Annotated in this window: 11 protein-coding genes; 1 reads left to right on the forward strand and 10 read right to left on the reverse strand. The window is 48.1% G+C overall.

Going from position 1 to position 15,030, the window contains the following annotated elements; genetic code table 11:
* Window positions 1-200: 200 nt before the first annotated feature.
* The 10 genes from EKO24_RS13950 to rluC form a co-directional block, all read right to left on the reverse strand.
* The gene (locus EKO24_RS13950) at window positions 201-1,919 is read right to left on the reverse strand and encodes a ShlB/FhaC/HecB family hemolysin secretion/activation protein (RefSeq protein WP_127028530.1); all 1,719 of its coding nucleotides are present in this window, start codon (window positions 1,917-1,919) and stop codon (window positions 201-203) included.
* Between the two features lie 108 nt (window positions 1,920-2,027).
* Entirely contained in the window at window positions 2,028-3,419 is a 1,392-nt protein-coding gene (locus tag EKO24_RS13955) for a DUF1631 family protein (RefSeq protein ID WP_127028531.1), read from the reverse strand.
* Window positions 3,420-3,561: 142 nt separating this feature from the next.
* Window positions 3,562-5,694 (reverse strand): adenylate/guanylate cyclase domain-containing protein, encoded by a 2,133-nt coding sequence (locus EKO24_RS13960; RefSeq protein ID WP_127028532.1) that lies wholly within the window; start codon window positions 5,692-5,694, stop codon window positions 3,562-3,564.
* Between the two features lie 6 nt (window positions 5,695-5,700).
* Complete coding sequence (locus tag EKO24_RS13965; RefSeq protein WP_127028533.1) at window positions 5,701-6,489, reverse strand: hypothetical protein; 789 nt, start codon at window positions 6,487-6,489, stop codon at window positions 5,701-5,703.
* A gap of 234 nt (window positions 6,490-6,723) precedes the next feature.
* The gene (locus tag EKO24_RS13970; RefSeq protein WP_127028534.1) at window positions 6,724-8,067 is read right to left on the reverse strand and encodes an ATP-binding protein; all 1,344 of its coding nucleotides are present in this window, start codon (window positions 8,065-8,067) and stop codon (window positions 6,724-6,726) included.
* Between the two features lie 226 nt (window positions 8,068-8,293).
* Complete coding sequence (locus EKO24_RS13975) at window positions 8,294-8,971, reverse strand: response regulator transcription factor (RefSeq protein WP_127028535.1); 678 nt, start codon at window positions 8,969-8,971, stop codon at window positions 8,294-8,296.
* Between the two features lie 17 nt (window positions 8,972-8,988).
* Window positions 8,989-9,243 (reverse strand): PepSY domain-containing protein, encoded by a 255-nt coding sequence (locus EKO24_RS13980; RefSeq protein WP_127028536.1) that lies wholly within the window; start codon window positions 9,241-9,243, stop codon window positions 8,989-8,991.
* A gap of 205 nt (window positions 9,244-9,448) precedes the next feature.
* On the reverse strand, window positions 9,449-10,414 hold the full coding sequence (gene sppA, locus EKO24_RS13985) for a signal peptide peptidase SppA (protein WP_127028537.1): 966 nt from the start codon (window positions 10,412-10,414) through the stop codon (window positions 9,449-9,451).
* A 6-nt stretch (window positions 10,415-10,420) separates the two neighbouring features.
* Window positions 10,421-11,074 carry an HAD family hydrolase gene (locus EKO24_RS13990; RefSeq protein WP_127028538.1) on the reverse strand — a complete coding sequence of 218 codons (654 nt, stop codon included), beginning with the start codon at window positions 11,072-11,074 and terminating at the stop codon, window positions 10,421-10,423.
* Window positions 11,058-12,017 carry a 23S rRNA pseudouridine(955/2504/2580) synthase RluC gene (gene rluC / locus EKO24_RS13995; protein WP_127028539.1) on the reverse strand — a complete coding sequence of 320 codons (960 nt, stop codon included), beginning with the start codon at window positions 12,015-12,017 and terminating at the stop codon, window positions 11,058-11,060. Before rluC ends, EKO24_RS13990 begins: the two co-directional genes overlap by 17 nt.
* A 503-nt stretch (window positions 12,018-12,520) precedes the next feature.
* On the opposite strand from rluC, the gene EKO24_RS14000 reads away from it, so the two are divergent.
* The gene (locus EKO24_RS14000) at window positions 12,521-14,947 is read left to right on the forward strand and encodes an Rne/Rng family ribonuclease (protein WP_127028540.1); all 2,427 of its coding nucleotides are present in this window, start codon (window positions 12,521-12,523) and stop codon (window positions 14,945-14,947) included.
* Window positions 14,948-15,030 lie beyond the last annotated feature (83 nt).

A 15,030-nucleotide genomic window follows, 5' to 3' on the forward strand; every position in this document is an offset into this window, starting at 1 on the left:
ATCCGTATTTTTAATAATCGTAACTGTTCAGAACACAGAAAAATAGAACACGGATGGCACGGATTAAACGGATAATCACGGATTTAAAAAAAATGTAAACAAATCGGGTTTGGATAAAAAATCAGTGTAAATCCGTCCTATCCGTGTCATCCGTGTTCTATTGAACATACGCTGAGTACTTACTAATAATCAAAGCAGCCCTAGAACACGTCCCAGCGTGCTTGAAAATGCAGGCCGTCGTCCTGCAAATCGCCTTTTTGCCGCGGCTGGGTTTTGTTTAAGGCATAACCGTAATAAAGACCTGCGCTGACGGGCTTGAACTGCCATTCGAAACCGGCACCGACCGAGTAAAGTTCGGCCGATTGTTCGCCATGATTCCAGGCTCTACCGTAATCCGCGAACGGAATCAATGTTAGATGATGTCTTGCGCCGGGATCGCTACCGCCTATCACCGGAAAATGAAATTCCGCCGACATTGTGTAGCCTTGATCCCGCACCAGTTGGTTTTCCCGATAGCCGCGCACGGTGTTCAAGCCGCCTACGGCAATACGTTCCAGAGGTAACAACGGGTCGTCGCTGAACTGGGCGTTGCCGCGCAACACGAACTGGCTGCCGTTATCGAGCATCCGCCAGGCATATTGAGCTTGCCCCAGCCAGGCAAAAAACTCGCTGTCAGGATATTGCCGGTACAGGCTGCGCAAATTATCCGGCACCGGACGTTCCGGCGTGGCTCCCAGCGCATTCATGCCGACGCTGAACGTCGAACGGAATGCCAGGGCGTGGTTATCCCAACGTTGACTGTAATCCTGAAACAGACGCCATACCGTAGCCTGGTTGCGCCCGGTCGGTTCGCCCGGCACGAACGAAAAAGACCTACCCATCAAACTGGTCTCGTTTTCGCGCACAGCCAACATGATGCCCAGATTCAAACGCTGGCGTAAAGTGTTGATGATCGGATGGCTTACCCCACCCTCGAGACTGTGCACTTGGCTTTTGATGTCGATGTTACGGATAGGCTCTTCCAAAACCATCGAATCGCCTTCATCGAAGTGAAAGAATACCTGCGTTCCCCAATCGGTAACCGGCACGCTAAAGCCGCCTGCATAACGGTCGGAACCATCGCTGGTGATATAGGTAAAGTCGAGAATATCGCCCAGGCCTGTGAGATTACGCAGCTGGCCGTTCAAACCGAAAGCTTCCGCGCCTATCGAGGGAGGACGCTGGTTGTTGCCGAAAAAACTGAGCTGATATGGTTTGGCACGGACCACATCCAAATCCAGAATACTATGCCCAGGCGTCGCACCCGGCAAAATCCGGCCGTTCATCCGAGTAATCAGCGGATCGGACAGCAGCAATTGATAATTGTCTTGCAATGCTTGTAAATTAAAAGGCTTATCCGGCCCGTCCGATAAACGGTTGATAACGTAGCCTTCGCGTAAGCGCTCCAAACCTTTTACACGCACTTCGTCAAGCCGGCCTTCGACGATGTTGATATGTAACTCGCCGTCTTTAAACGCATCCGCCGGGATAACCGCGCCCGAATTGACGTAACCATGGTCGATGTAATAGCGGGTGAGTTTTTGCCGCAATTCTTCCAGCTCGGCAATAGAAACTTCGCGTTGTTCATAAGGATGAACGATCGAACCCAAATCCTGTTCAGGAAAGACGCTGTTACCCTCGAGGTTGATATGCTTGACGAACAATTTGCGCCGATCGACGTTTTTGCCGACGGGCTCGGGAACCGGCGGCAGGCTGAAATTTTCAGGTGGTTTGTTGGGGGCATAACCGGGAGTAGGCAGTGAACGCGCACTAGGCCTGTCCATCGATTCCGCGCCGCCGACAGCCCAAACCGGTTGCGCGGAACTGACAAAAAACAACGCTGCAAGAACGGCCTGGGGTTGATTTCTAATAGTAAACACAGCGCACCTTTGTATTTGTAGATTTTAAGACTTACAGGCCAGACAATTATTTCTTGATGGATTAATAATGCGATATCGGAAACTGACTCAACGATTGCTATGACTGTACTAAGTTGGCGTTTCCGAACTGTCTAATAGCTGACGGTAAATCAATCCCAACTGGCTAAACACATTAGCTTCAAATGTTTTATACAGGACAATTTTATAGTCTGTATTCAATTTCAACGGCTTAACAACATCGGTCAAAGTACGAACCAGCTTGTCCGGAAATATCGGGCTGGGGCTGCCGGTAACAACCTGCTTCCCAGGCTGAATGGGGAATTTCTTGCTCAATCCGGTCAGTTCATCATGGAATAAGTGCTCACACTGACGAATAATCATATCAACAGCGCTATTTTCTTTTGCCGTATCCTCGCCAATTAACGCTATTTCAGACAAGTTGTGTTGACTAGCCACGGCCTGATAGCTGTTGTCGAAATTGCCGCTAACCTTGGCGATATAGTTTTGCTTAATATCGTTCCTGACAGAGCGAAGGTACTCCTGCAATTTAGAATATTGATCTTTACTTATCGCTTCGCGTTTTCTGCCTAACTGCATGCCGAATTCGAAATCGATCTGCATACAGCACCCATCGACCAACTGCTCGAAATTCTGCAAAAAGATTGATTTAATAGAATTACTGAAAACACCTGCCGAACCGGATGCTTGCCCTACTCCATGCCGATGACCGGAATTTTCAGGAATAGACCCGTTACTGCCGCTATCGTCATTATTGATAACCAGGCCGCCCGGCTCTTCCGCAGCACCGGCGACTCCGCCTTTCAAAATCTTAGCCTTAAAATAATTATTAAGTAATAAAAATGCGGCTGCCTCGCTGGCCCTGCCATCACTGCAGACAACAATGTACGGCTTCTCGCGGCTTAATGTTTTAAGTTGTATTCTTAATGAAAAGAAAGGCTCATTGATACTGCCTTCAATATGCCGTTTTTTATATTGCTCGGGCGTACTGACATCCAGCAATATGGCGCCTTTCTTGACCGCTTCCTGCATCTCTTGATACGAAATAAACGCTAAAGAGGGTTCTTTAATCAAAGATACAAACTGTTGTTTATCCAAGCGTAATAACGAAGCATCCGTCAGCGCTGTGATCGTTAAGTCCCTTGGGGCGCCGGAAATCAATGCGTCTTCGCCAAAAGTATCGCCGGTTGCAAGCTGGCGTATCTTGATACTCTTGGCGTTCGGAGATACTTTACGTGTACACAAGCATTGGCCGTCTTTGATCAGATAGTAATAATCCCCCTCGCTGCCCTGAGCGATAATGACGTCATCCTTTTTAAAGTTTACGACTTCCAATCCCATTATGATTTTTTGTAAATTAACAGGAGGAAGCCGCCGGATAACCGGCGATTTTAATAACGCAGTCATCCAATCGTCCGAATGCGCGCCAATCTCTTCTACAGCCATGTCCCTACTATCCTCGTTCTCTACATTGACGCTCATTGCCTGGTTCGCCACACTTACGAAAATTAAATTCTACGATCACTAACCTTTACTACTGCGCTTTTTATGCCCTTTGGGCATAAGTTTCGTTTGAGCAGGCAAGCTGCTCAACTCAGCTTTATATTGACCAACCTAAAAACTGTTATTTTTCATTTAAATGCCATACACCTTGTTCGGTTAATAAGCCTCGTTTAAGCCAACTTTCCAGAGTCAAGCGGTCTTGCCGGTATACCTCCGGGCACGGCAGGGCGGTTTCTTGTTGATGTTGCTCAACCGCAGCAAGCCAATTTTCCCAAGCTGCGATATTTTCGGCCGAAAAACGTTCATCTTCCGGACGGCCTAACGCATAAAGCATCGCAGGGGTATTTCTACCTTTAACGCAGATAAAGCCTAAGCGTCTGGCGGGAATATTCAATTCTCTTGCTGCCGCAAGCAGCTCTTCCGTCACAATAATCTCGGCATTGAACATTCGCGTCAAACCTTCCACTCGTGACGCCAAGTTTAACGGATCGCCGAGTATGCCGAATTTTCTCACGCCATGCTTAGGCCCCAAATCCCCCATTACCACAAGACCCGGCGTCAAGCCAATGCCGGCATTGATGGTTTTACCTATTTGCTCCAATACTGTCGGTCCGAATTTATCGCCATATCGAAAAGGTACCGACTCGAAAAAATTCTGTTGCAAAATGGACAATTCTAACGCCGCCTGTAAAGCGTTCTGGTAAACCTGCTCCTTATTGCTTTCAACAAAAGGCCAGTAGTAACAAACCATATCGCCGACATAACTTTCGAGCCAGCCGTGATATTTATCCTGCAACATCAATGACGTTTCATTCAGATAATCGTTCATCAGGTCGAGTAGGCTTTCAGGTTCCTCCAAGATACCGGTTATCGTGGTATAGCCTTCAAGATCGCTCATTAACACCACGACCTGGCTACAAGTATTCTTAAAACTTTCATCGGTTTTTAATTTGAGCAGCATGCTGTGAACTTGCTGAGGCAGATATTGGCTAGCCAGTTTTCCTTCGCGAAAACCTATTACCAAGCGCGCGCCTGTCGTCTGTAAAGCACCTGCAATAAACGTCGCCATGGCCGCGGTAACCGGCCAGAGCTGCAATACCGGATTAAATAAACACAATGCGATCATGATAGTAAAGATCAGGCTGCCCACTAACCATAACATCCAGGGTCTCAGGTAAGCGCCTGCCAAAACGCTGATTATTGCTATGCCAATGAGCAATATCACATTAATAATTTTGTCGAGCCTGCGCGGATAATCGTGATTTAGCAGCGTCTCTATAGCATCGGCAAGGTATTGCGCTCCAGGCGTTAACAGCTTGGGACCGGCAACAGCGGTCGTCATCGGCGTGATAACCGTATCGGTTGTCTCAGTGGGAATCGTGACCTGAAAGATAACAGCTTTGTTTTTGACCAGGGCTGCAGTTTTAAGTGCCAGATCCTGGTCGCAAGATGCCAACGTACTCAAAGGCAGGAACAGCCTTTCATCGCTGCTTTGAACTTGATAGAGCGGCTTGCTTAAGCGAATCCGCCGGCAGGGAAGCCCTTTGTCGCAAATCTCGTTTTGGCTTTCATCTTCCAAAGACGCCCTTAATAACTCCGGATTAACCGATTCGGCAAGTCTTAGGACGGCATGCCCCTCAGTTAAATCAATCCAGCGTGCAGTGGGGCTGTGGCGTGTGACCAAGTGGTCCAGCGCCTCGACACCTTGCCCAGAAATAAACGCAGCCGCATCGAAATCAAACAGCAGAAATTCCGGCAGATCCTTTTGCCCGGGAGGAAAAGGAGCCATGCTGAATTGCGACATAGCCTGTCCTGCCATCTTCAACGGGGCCTTGCCCGCGTCGCTGCTTAATACTTGGCACTGATTGCCCGATGTCACCGTGCATTGAGGTATAGACCAGCGAACCTCGCCGGTTGGCTCAATGCAGGATGCGTAAGGCATTCGTCCTTCCAGTTCTTTCGGCACCCTGGCATCGAGGAACATGCCTTTACTCCCTGCCGCGGCCAGGCGCTCCGCCGCCAACGCGAACAACGGCAATGACTGGATACGCGACACATCCACCGGAATACCTTCGTCCATAACGACAACGGCAACATATTTCCATTGGCCGCGAGCCTGCCTGACAACGGCCGAATCATGAATCCAATAATCCATGCTGTTGTCGAACGTGTAATCCAATCCGATACCGGCCAATGCCGCTACCAATATAAAGTTCAGCAGCAGCTTGGTATTGATCAGCGGCGATTCGGACATCGGATTTTAAAACCGGTTTGTTAACCAGACAGCTTTTGACGATTGCGGGTAGGAGAAATCCTTGATAACAGCCGTCAGACAATCGATAAACGGCTTATCGGTATTTTTGGTTTTATCAGCGGCAGGGATTACCGTGCCCGCCCGGCTATTTGTTTCTACCAACCAGGTAATTTCAACCCGTGCGTCGGTATGATTGATAGCCCGGCATAAATCGACATCCGGTTGCATGGCTGAAACAATTTGTTCCTTATCGGGCTCAGCGCCATCCTGCGACGAATCGGTTTTATCGGCCTCGCCCATTGTCGGTAATGAACGCATTCTGACCGACGTTGTTCTTTCTTCAAGCCCTTTAGGCTGTTGCTCAGCATCAATAGCTGCAATCACGCAACTGAGAGCGTTGGGACCCGCCGAGCTATCGCCGCAATTCATTTTGTTACCCGTCCATGAATTGCAGTTAACCAAGCCATTGGTTTTTATCCACGGCTGCTTGTCGCTATCTACGCTAATTTGAATAGGCTTTGACGAGCGGTTTTGACAAATCCCCTGCGTTTTTTTTGCATCGGGGCCTATGGCCTGCGACTTAAACCACAAACGCGCACCGGGCATTAAATTAAACTCGCTCCCTACGGCAATATCGTCACCCGTCTTGCAGGTATTGCCGGTAACAGCGACCCCATTACTTTTGTTAGCCAGATAGCGCAAAACGCCGCATTCATCGGCATGCGAGATGCTGGCGTAGCCCAGAAATAAAATAGTATTGATCAATATGATATTTTTCTTAAATTTTAATGGCATCTTCGCACCTAAGTTTTTTATTTACTAAAATTTATATCTAAACGTATAGCAGTCAGGTATGACCCAATCTACTCTCCGGGACTGCCGTCTTCGTCGATCCTTTTCTTCCCCCCAAACCGGACACCGATACACGACGATTCTTTTCATATCTATTTTCATATCTAAATGAGCAGAATTTAAACCTTTTTTGAGTTACTCACTAGTTTTTATCTTAATCGATAAGGAATTCGGCCGTCACGGCAAATAAACCCGCCATTTCATGCCTCCCAGCGCGTCGCTTTTTTTTCCTTCCAGCAACCCTCCCAATAGCCTGATTAATTCATAAACGACAGCCATGCCGATACCATGTCCATGAATATTCTCGTCGGCACGGACACCCCTTTTTAAAATCTCGGCCAATTTTCCGGCCGGGATTCCCGGCCCGTCATCCTCAACCTCGAGCAGCACTGCGAAATTCCGCCTGCCTTTGCGCTGATCCAGGGAAACGCTGATCTTCACTGTGTTTCGACACCATTTGCAGGCGTTGTCCATCAGGTTGCCGGCTATTTCATACAAATCGCCTTCTTCACAATAGATCGGGCTTTGTGCCGGGACGGCCAAATCGAAGCTTATATTTTTATCGATATAAACTTTAGCCAGCGATGCGCTTATTTTTGTTATGACGGCCGATAAATCGACGGTTCCGGCAGTCTTATGCTCGCCTTTTGCCGCTGCTCGCTGCAATTGATACTCGACAATCTCGTCCATGCGGGAAATCTGTTCTTTTACTGTTTCCGTATTAACGCTGAACATATCGGCGCAACCGCGCAGTATCGACAGCGGCGTTTTCAGGCTATGCGCCAAGTCGGCCAAGGCATTGCGGTAACGTTCGAGATGCGCCCGCTCACTGTTGATGAAAGCATTAAGATTTCCGGCCAACCCTTCCAATTCCGTTGCATAATCTCCGTCCAAATGGGTTTTGCGCCCTTTTTCTATTGCCTCAAGATCTTTTACGATAATTCGTAAAGGTTTTATGCTCCAACGCAATAAGATCAACTGGATAAATATCAAAAACAAACCGAGAGCCAGCAGCCAAACTCTTAAGGTTTTCCTGAATCGTTCCACCTCGCTGCTGACAAACTGGGCATCTTCGGTCACGGTAAAAATATATTCCCGCTCTATGCCGGCTACATTTTTCCAGATGACCGCATAATGCAGCGCATAGCGATTATGTTCGGCTAACAAGAATTCGGAATTGCCCGCGATTAATTCCGGAGGAGGCTTTACATCAAGGCCGATGGCCGAAGGCGAGCGCCAAACCAGGTGTTTTTTGGCTAAATGTATAAAACCGTAAAGCCCGGACCCCGGAGTAGCGAACTGAGGTTCGGGTAAATTGGCCGGCATGATCAAATCGCCGGAATTTTTCAGTTCCGCGGCCGATAACAACGAATACACATAAACCTGCAATTTTTCCTTTAAAGCCTGCTCGGCGCTCTCGCGAAAGCCCTGTTCAAGCACCACGGCAGCCAGAGCAAAGAATGCGGCAAGCACAAGGCCGGCGGAAACCAGCAATCGAAAGCTTAAGGATTTAACTTGCATGGGTTTGATGAATGAATCAAGAATCGATGAATCGTAACTATTCAGCCACAGGTGAACACAGATTAAACGAATAAGGCGAAAAGCGAAAAAAACTGAACTTCAACAAGCCTGCACTCTTAGCCTTGTGCTTTGTGCCTTTCGCCTTTTGTCTCACGCTTAATTAAGATGGGTAAGTTCTTTATATTTCAGTTTTTCAACCTGCATCGGCACAATCTGCGGCTAAAAATCAATCGCGCTCGGCATGAATCATATAGCCCCGGCCACGCAACGTTCCTATCGGTTTGCGCGTACCGTCCGGATCAAGCTTCTTCCTCAAGCGCCCGATAAACACCTCAAGAACGTTGCTGTCGCGCTCAAAATCCTCATCGTAAATATGGGCTGTCAGCACAGATTTTGAAACGACTTCGCCTTTGCGGAACATCAGGTATTCCAATACCTTGTATTCGTAAGCGGTTAATTCCAGCTTGACGCCGGACACGGTGACTTCCTGGGCCACTGTGTCCAGTTCGATATTGTCATGAGTTAGCACCGGATGAGCGACTCCGGCCGAGCGCCGAATCAAGGCATTGATCCTGGCCAGCAATTCTTCATAATGAAAAGGCTTAACCAGATAATCGTCGGCTCCGGCTTCCAAGCCTTCTACTTTTTCCTGCCAGCGGCTGCGTGCGGTCAGGATCAGGATCGGAACCGTCACCTTATCTTTACGCAAACGTTTGATTAATTCGATACCGGAAAAATCGGGTAGGCCGAGGTCGACTACGGCAGCATCGATTGGATATTCCTTGCCCATGTAATAGCCGTCTCGGCCGGTATTGGCGGTATCGACGGCAAAGCCTTTATCGGCAAAGAACTGCTGGATCTGTTCGCAGAGTTTTATTTCATCTTCAACAATAAGAATACGCATATTTTTGTCTATCGCGCTTAATTGACTAATTGACCGGTTTGAGCGTCAATTTTGTAATATTGAATACGGCCGTCGGGCGTCAGCACTTTAATAATATGAATTTCCTTGCCGTCGATCAGCTCTGTTTGCGCGCCCAGCACCTTATTATAGGTCCCTTCAATAATGTGCTTGGTAGCTTCGTCCAAACTGATGCTTGCCGGCAGGTTATCTTCTGCAAAGCAATTGGAGGAAAACATCAAGAAGAATACCGCGACTTTAAGCAAATTTCTCATAGGCAATCCGGAGTAATGAGGCTAACAGGTATGCAAAATCTACCGTTAAGCTTGAAACGAGCAAAGCAAGCTTTGGCCTCCCTGGGTACTGGAGTTAAAGCTTGCTTTGTTATTTAATAATGTTACATACAAAAATCCATCGCCCTACCTATGCATATAGAGCGAAAAGAATTTTAACCCATCACCCTGAACCGCTACTGAAGCTTTAATGTAAGGATACGCCCTGAACCATACTACCGATGGCTTGTCCAAACGATGCGCCGAGCTTGCCTGCGATTTTATCAAGCAAATGTTCCTGCTGGCTGAAATCGACCAGCGTTTCCGCGCCAATTAATTCCTTCGCAACGTAATCCTGATTGCCAACCGCGTCAACGATGCCTAATTTGACGCCTTCTTCACCGGTCCAGACCAAACCTGAAAACATGTCGGGATATTCTTTAAGCCGGTCGCCGCGGCCGGCTTTCACTGCGCCGATAAATTGCTGATGCACTTGATTTAACAGGCCTTGTACATAATGTGTTTCCTCTTCCTTGGATGGAGAAAAAGGATCAAGCATGGCTTTATGCGCACCTGCGGTGAATAAGCGGCGTTCCACGCCCAATTTTTGCATCACATCGACAAAACCGAAACCGTCCATCAGCACGCCTATGGAGCCGACCAAGCTGGAAGGATTAACGAAAATCTTGTCGCTGGCTGAAACGATATAATAACAACCCGATGCACAAATATCGCTGACCACTGCGTAAACCGGTAAATTAGGATGTTCTTTCTTGATTTTCCTGATTTCTTCATAGACATAGGAAGACTGTACAGGGCTGCCGCCCGGCGAATTGGCGTGCAAAATAATACCTTTGGTGTGTTCGTCTTTAACCGCGTTTCTCAAACTTTCGATAATACTGTCCGCGTTGGCCTCTTTACCTTCGGCGATCATGCCGACCACATCGATAACGGCGGTATGATCCTTACTGTCGACGCCAAAATCCCGGCTGATTTTGGGGTAGATCGCAACAGCGGACAAGACGATCAAATACGCAAACATCATGCTTTTAAAGAAAATCCCCCAACGCCTTGCCTTGGCTTGCTCCGCGACGGCGGCTAACGCCAACTTTTCAATGACCTCTCGCTCCCAACCGGGTTCGCGTGTAACTTCTGCTTTGCTCTGGTTGTCCATGCTTTGTTAACCTCTAATAATATTCAGTAATTCCGCCGGTTGCTGCAAGCATATCAACGGACTGTATTGTTGCAATATATGTTGCGGATGCGCTCCGCACGACACCGCTATCGATGATATTTGGGCATTCATCGCCATTTGCAAGTCATGTGTCGAATCGCCGACCATCAAGCTGCGTTCATTGGCTGCCTGCGTGTGTTGCATGATCTGATGCAGCATCAAAGGGTCCGGCTTGGAAGCGGTTTCATCGGAGCAGCGGGTGATGCTAAATAGTTCTTCGGTACCGGTCGCTGTCAGCGCCTCCTGCAGCCCCGTCCTGGTTTTGCCGGTCGCTACAGCCAGCTGGTAACCGTCCTGTTTCAGTTCGACCAGCATATCGTAAACGCCGGGGAACAAATCGTTGCGGCTTAGCTGCCTGGATAAATAGGTTTGCTGGTAACAAGCTGTCAACTTCGTCAACGTTGCTTGATCGGCATCGGGAAATAATGTGGCGCAGGCGTTCGTTATACTTAAGCCGATCACGTCTTTTGCCGCCTGGGCCTCGGGAATATCGTAACCGCACTGCTCTCCGGCCGTTTGCAGGCAATGCACTATCCAGTCTATCGAATCGATCAAGGTGCCGTCCCAGTCGAATATGATTAAATCAAACCTGTTCTTCATGTTCTAACAAATCTTCCAATTGCTGCGGCAAAGGCGCCAAAATGTTTAGCTGCGCACCGGTAACCGGATGCTGAAATTTTAATTTTTCCGCATGCAGGAACATGCGTTTGTAGCCTCTGCCCTTAAATTTTTGGTTAATGTCATCTCGTCCGTAACGCTCGTCACCGACGATCGGATGCCCAAGACTGGCTGCATGAACGCGTATTTGATGAGTACGCCCGGTTTTTGGCGAAGCCTCAACCAAGGTCGAATCGGTAAACAGCTTCAAGCGCCGAAACAGCGTCTCGGCCTCTTTGCCGGCTTGACTGATCACAACCATTCGCTCGCCGCCTTTACTGACGTTTTTCAGCAAAGGCGCGTTCACTATCAGCTTTTTCCTGGCCCACTGTCCTGCCAGCAAAGCGAGATAGGTTTTATGAATATGGTCATCGCGGAACAGCTCGTGCAAACGCTTCAGCACGCTACGTTTTTTGGCAATTATCAGACAGCCGGAGGTATCTTTATCGAGTCGATGCACCAGCTCTAAAAAGTGAGCTTCAGGCCTTATCAGGCGTAGTCCCTCGATAATGCCCGAACTCACGCCGCTACCGCCGTGCACCGCATAACCGGCCGGTTTATTGACAATCAGGAAACCGTCGTCTTCAAACAAAATGCCCTGCTGCAACGCGGCTTGCAAACCTTGCGGAACATAGGATTCTTCGTTGCGTTCGGCGACCCTGACCGGCGGAATCCTAACAATGTCGCCTGTAGCCAAACGGTATTTAATATCGACGCGTCCTTTGTTAACCCTGACCTCGCCTTTACGGACAATCCGGTAAATCCGACTCTTCGGTACGCCTTTCAAGCGGGCAATTAAAAAATTATCCAAGCGTTGATCGCAATATTCTTCGCTAATCTCGATCAGTTGAACTTTTGGTGTTGCGTTTTTTTCTTCACTATTCATAGTGCAAATAATACCAGCATCCGGTCATGATTGATTCTTTAAATTGATGTATAGCAATAAGGTTGCTATATTAAGTGCGTTTTTTTAATATAAAAAACATACTTTTGCTCTGCGGTTTTTGCTAGCAGAACTGCCTTGGAGCATACTCGATGATGATAAACGTAGCAAAAAACCACCACGCTGTTACATCATTGTAAGATTTTCGGGTTCATCGTTCGACCCTAGACGAACGATTTATAGCTCCTGTTTAAGACGGAATTTACAACCAAGACTGACATAAAGAATATTTATTTGCTTAGGCTCTGTCGGTGCAACTACCCGCGGTCATTCAATAAATGAAGACCGGGATATCAATGACAACACGCAGAAACGGAATATTAAAACCGTACAAACTAAGTTATGTAGAAGCGGACTTATAACCCTATCTACACAAACACGATGAACAAAAAACAGTCTGTCCAGTAAAATCTGACCATGGAGCAGGACACAACAAGGAATATTGAATGAAAAGAATGCTTATCAACGCTACGCAGCCGGAAGAACTGCGAGTCGCTTTGGTAGACGGTCAAAAACTATATGATTTTGACATAGAAGTACCTTCGAAAGAACAAAAAAAGTCAAACATTTACAAAGGCATAGTAACCCACGTAGAACCCAGTTTGGAAGCCGCCTTCGTCAATTACGGCGCTGAAAAACACGGCTTTTTACCTTTCAAAGAAATTTCTCCGCTCTACCGTCAACCACAAGATGGCGTCGAAAACGATGGCCGTCGTCCAGGCATAAAAGACCTGATCAAAGAAGGCCAGGAAATCGTTGTTCAAATTGAAAAAGAAGAACGCGGCAATAAAGGCGCAGCCCTAACCACTTATATCAGCCTGGCAGGCACCTACTTGGTGCTGATGCCGAACAATCCCAAGGCAGGCGGTATTTCACGGCGCATCGAAGGCGAAACCCGCAGTGACCTGCGCGAAGTCATGGCTGCGCTTGAAATTCCCGAAAGCATGGGACTCATTGTTAGAACAGCCGGTTGCGGCAAAAATGTCGAAGAATTGCAATGGGACTTAAATTACCTGTTGCAACTTTGGGAAGCCATTGAACGCTCTGCCGAAGAACATCCGGCACCCTTTTTAGTTTTCCAGGAAAGCAACGTCATTATCAGGGCTTTGCGCGATCATTTGCGCGGCAACATTGACGAAATTTTGATCGACAATGAAGACTCTTTCAGGCTGGTGCAAAATTTCTTGAAACAAGTCATGCCGCACTTTTTGCCCAAGGCAAAGCTTTATCAAGATGCGGTCCCGCTATTTAATCGCTACCAAATTGAATCGCAGATTGAAGTGGCTTACGGCCGCGAAGTGTCATTGCCGTCGGGCGGTTCAATCGTTATCGATCATACCGAAGCATTGACTTCCATCGACATCAATTCGGCACGCGCTACCAAAGGCAGCGACATTGAAGAAACGGCGTTAAACACCAATCTTGAGGCAGCCGATGAAATTGCCCGCCAACTGAGACTGCGAGACTTGGGCGGACTGTTCGTTATCGACTTCATCGATATGATGTCCAACAAGAACCAAAAAACCGTTGAAAATCACTTGCGCGACGCTCTTAAAATCGACCGCGCCCGTATTCAAACCAGCCGCATCTCGCGTTTCGGCTTATTGGAAATGTCCAGGCAAAGAATGCGTCCCTCATTGGGCGACTCGACCCAATTGCCGTGCCCGCGCTGCAAAGGCCAAGGCACGATTCGCAACGTGGAATCGGTTGCGCTTTCCGTGCTGCGTATTCTCGAGGAAGAAGCGATGAAAAAAGGCACTGAAAAAGTCATTGCCCACTTGCCTATTGAATGCGCGACTTTCCTGTTAAATGAAAAACGCAGCGCGATTGAGCAAATCGAAAACAGGCTGAAAGTCGGCATTGTGATCCTGCCCAGCAAACATTTGGAAACACCGGCCTATGATATTGAGCGTATCAAGGAAAAAGAGGCCGGCGAAAACGGCAAAGCCAGCTACTTACAGATTAAAGCTGAAGACATCACTATTCCTGAGTTCGCGCAACAAATTAAACCAAACATTCCGAAGGCCGCAGTCAAGGAATTCCTGCATGACTCTCCGGCACCGGTACAGAACAGAGCTGAGTCAGCCAGCCTGATCCAACGCTTCTGGCATAAACTGATCGGTTCCAAATCGGCACCTAAAACCGCAGTCATACAAACTGCAGAAAGAACCAAACCGACTGACGAGAACCAGCCAGGTAAAAACAGAGACAACAGGCAAGGTCAAAACCAGGACAGAGGACGCGGACGTAATCGCAGCCGAGGACAAGGGCGCGGACAAAACGGTCAAAATGAGCCGGTCCAAGCACTGGAACAGGGCCAACCTGCAAGACAAAAACCCGAACAGAACCAAGATTCTGCACGTCAAAACCGCCCTCCGCGCGGACAAGGCAGAAATGTAAAACGCAATCTCGAGCCGGCCAATACGCCTGTAGTAAAAACCGAACAGGTAAAAACGGAATCAGCCGATTTTGAGAGCGTTGTCGAAGAAGTGACTTCAAATGCGCCGGAAATTACTTCTCCGGTTGTTGCCGCGACCGAAAGAGAGCACCCAAAAAGAAACAATGCCAGAAGGGGGCCAAACCGTAGAAGGCCGCGCAATCCCAACTACAAAAAACCTGAAACAGATGGTGATTCAAATCCCGCATACGAATCGTTTAGTGTTAGCGATGAATCCAGTCCGGCCTCCCGTTCTTATGATAGCGACTTTGCGGAAAGAGTGGAAAAAGCAGGGCATGCCGAACCGCAGGTTAATGTTTCTAGCCAAGCTAGTAATACAAGTAGTCAAAATTCAGAAGCCGGAAAACCGGCCGCAACCGCTGAACCGGCTCCAACCCCCAAACCCGTTGAAGTGATAAAACAACAAGCGGAATAATCAAAAGCGAGGATAGGGCAAGACGCCCTATCCTCATTTAGTTAAGACATAGCACCACCAAGATACAAACCTCAGGTATAAGT

The organism is Candidatus Methylobacter oryzae, from assembly GCF_003994235.2.
Classification (GTDB): Bacteria; Pseudomonadota; Gammaproteobacteria; order Methylococcales; family Methylomonadaceae; genus Methylobacter_A; species Methylobacter_A oryzae.

Coding starts and splice junctions, on each gene's coding strand:
- EKO24_RS13955 (WP_127028531.1), bottom strand. CDS start 3,419: ATGAGCGTCAATGTAGAGAACGAGGATAGTAGGGACATGGCTGTAGAA.
- EKO24_RS13960 (WP_127028532.1), bottom strand. CDS start 5,694: ATGTCCGAATCGCCGCTGATCAATACCAAGCTGCTGCTGAACTTTATA.
- EKO24_RS13965 (WP_127028533.1), bottom strand. CDS start 6,489: ATGCCATTAAAATTTAAGAAAAATATCATATTGATCAATACTATTTTA.
- EKO24_RS13970 (WP_127028534.1), bottom strand. CDS start 8,067: ATGCAAGTTAAATCCTTAAGCTTTCGATTGCTGGTTTCCGCCGGCCTT.
- EKO24_RS13975 (WP_127028535.1), bottom strand. CDS start 8,971: ATGCGTATTCTTATTGTTGAAGATGAAATAAAACTCTGCGAACAGATC.
- EKO24_RS13980 (WP_127028536.1), bottom strand. CDS start 9,243: ATGAGAAATTTGCTTAAAGTCGCGGTATTCTTCTTGATGTTTTCCTCC.
- sppA (WP_127028537.1), bottom strand. CDS start 10,414: ATGGACAACCAGAGCAAAGCAGAAGTTACACGCGAACCCGGTTGGGAG.
- EKO24_RS13990 (WP_127028538.1), bottom strand. CDS start 11,074: ATGAAGAACAGGTTTGATTTAATCATATTCGACTGGGACGGCACCTTG.
- rluC (WP_127028539.1), bottom strand. CDS start 12,017: ATGAATAGTGAAGAAAAAAACGCAACACCAAAAGTTCAACTGATCGAG.
- EKO24_RS14000 (WP_127028540.1), top strand. CDS start 12,521: ATGAAAAGAATGCTTATCAACGCTACGCAGCCGGAAGAACTGCGAGTC.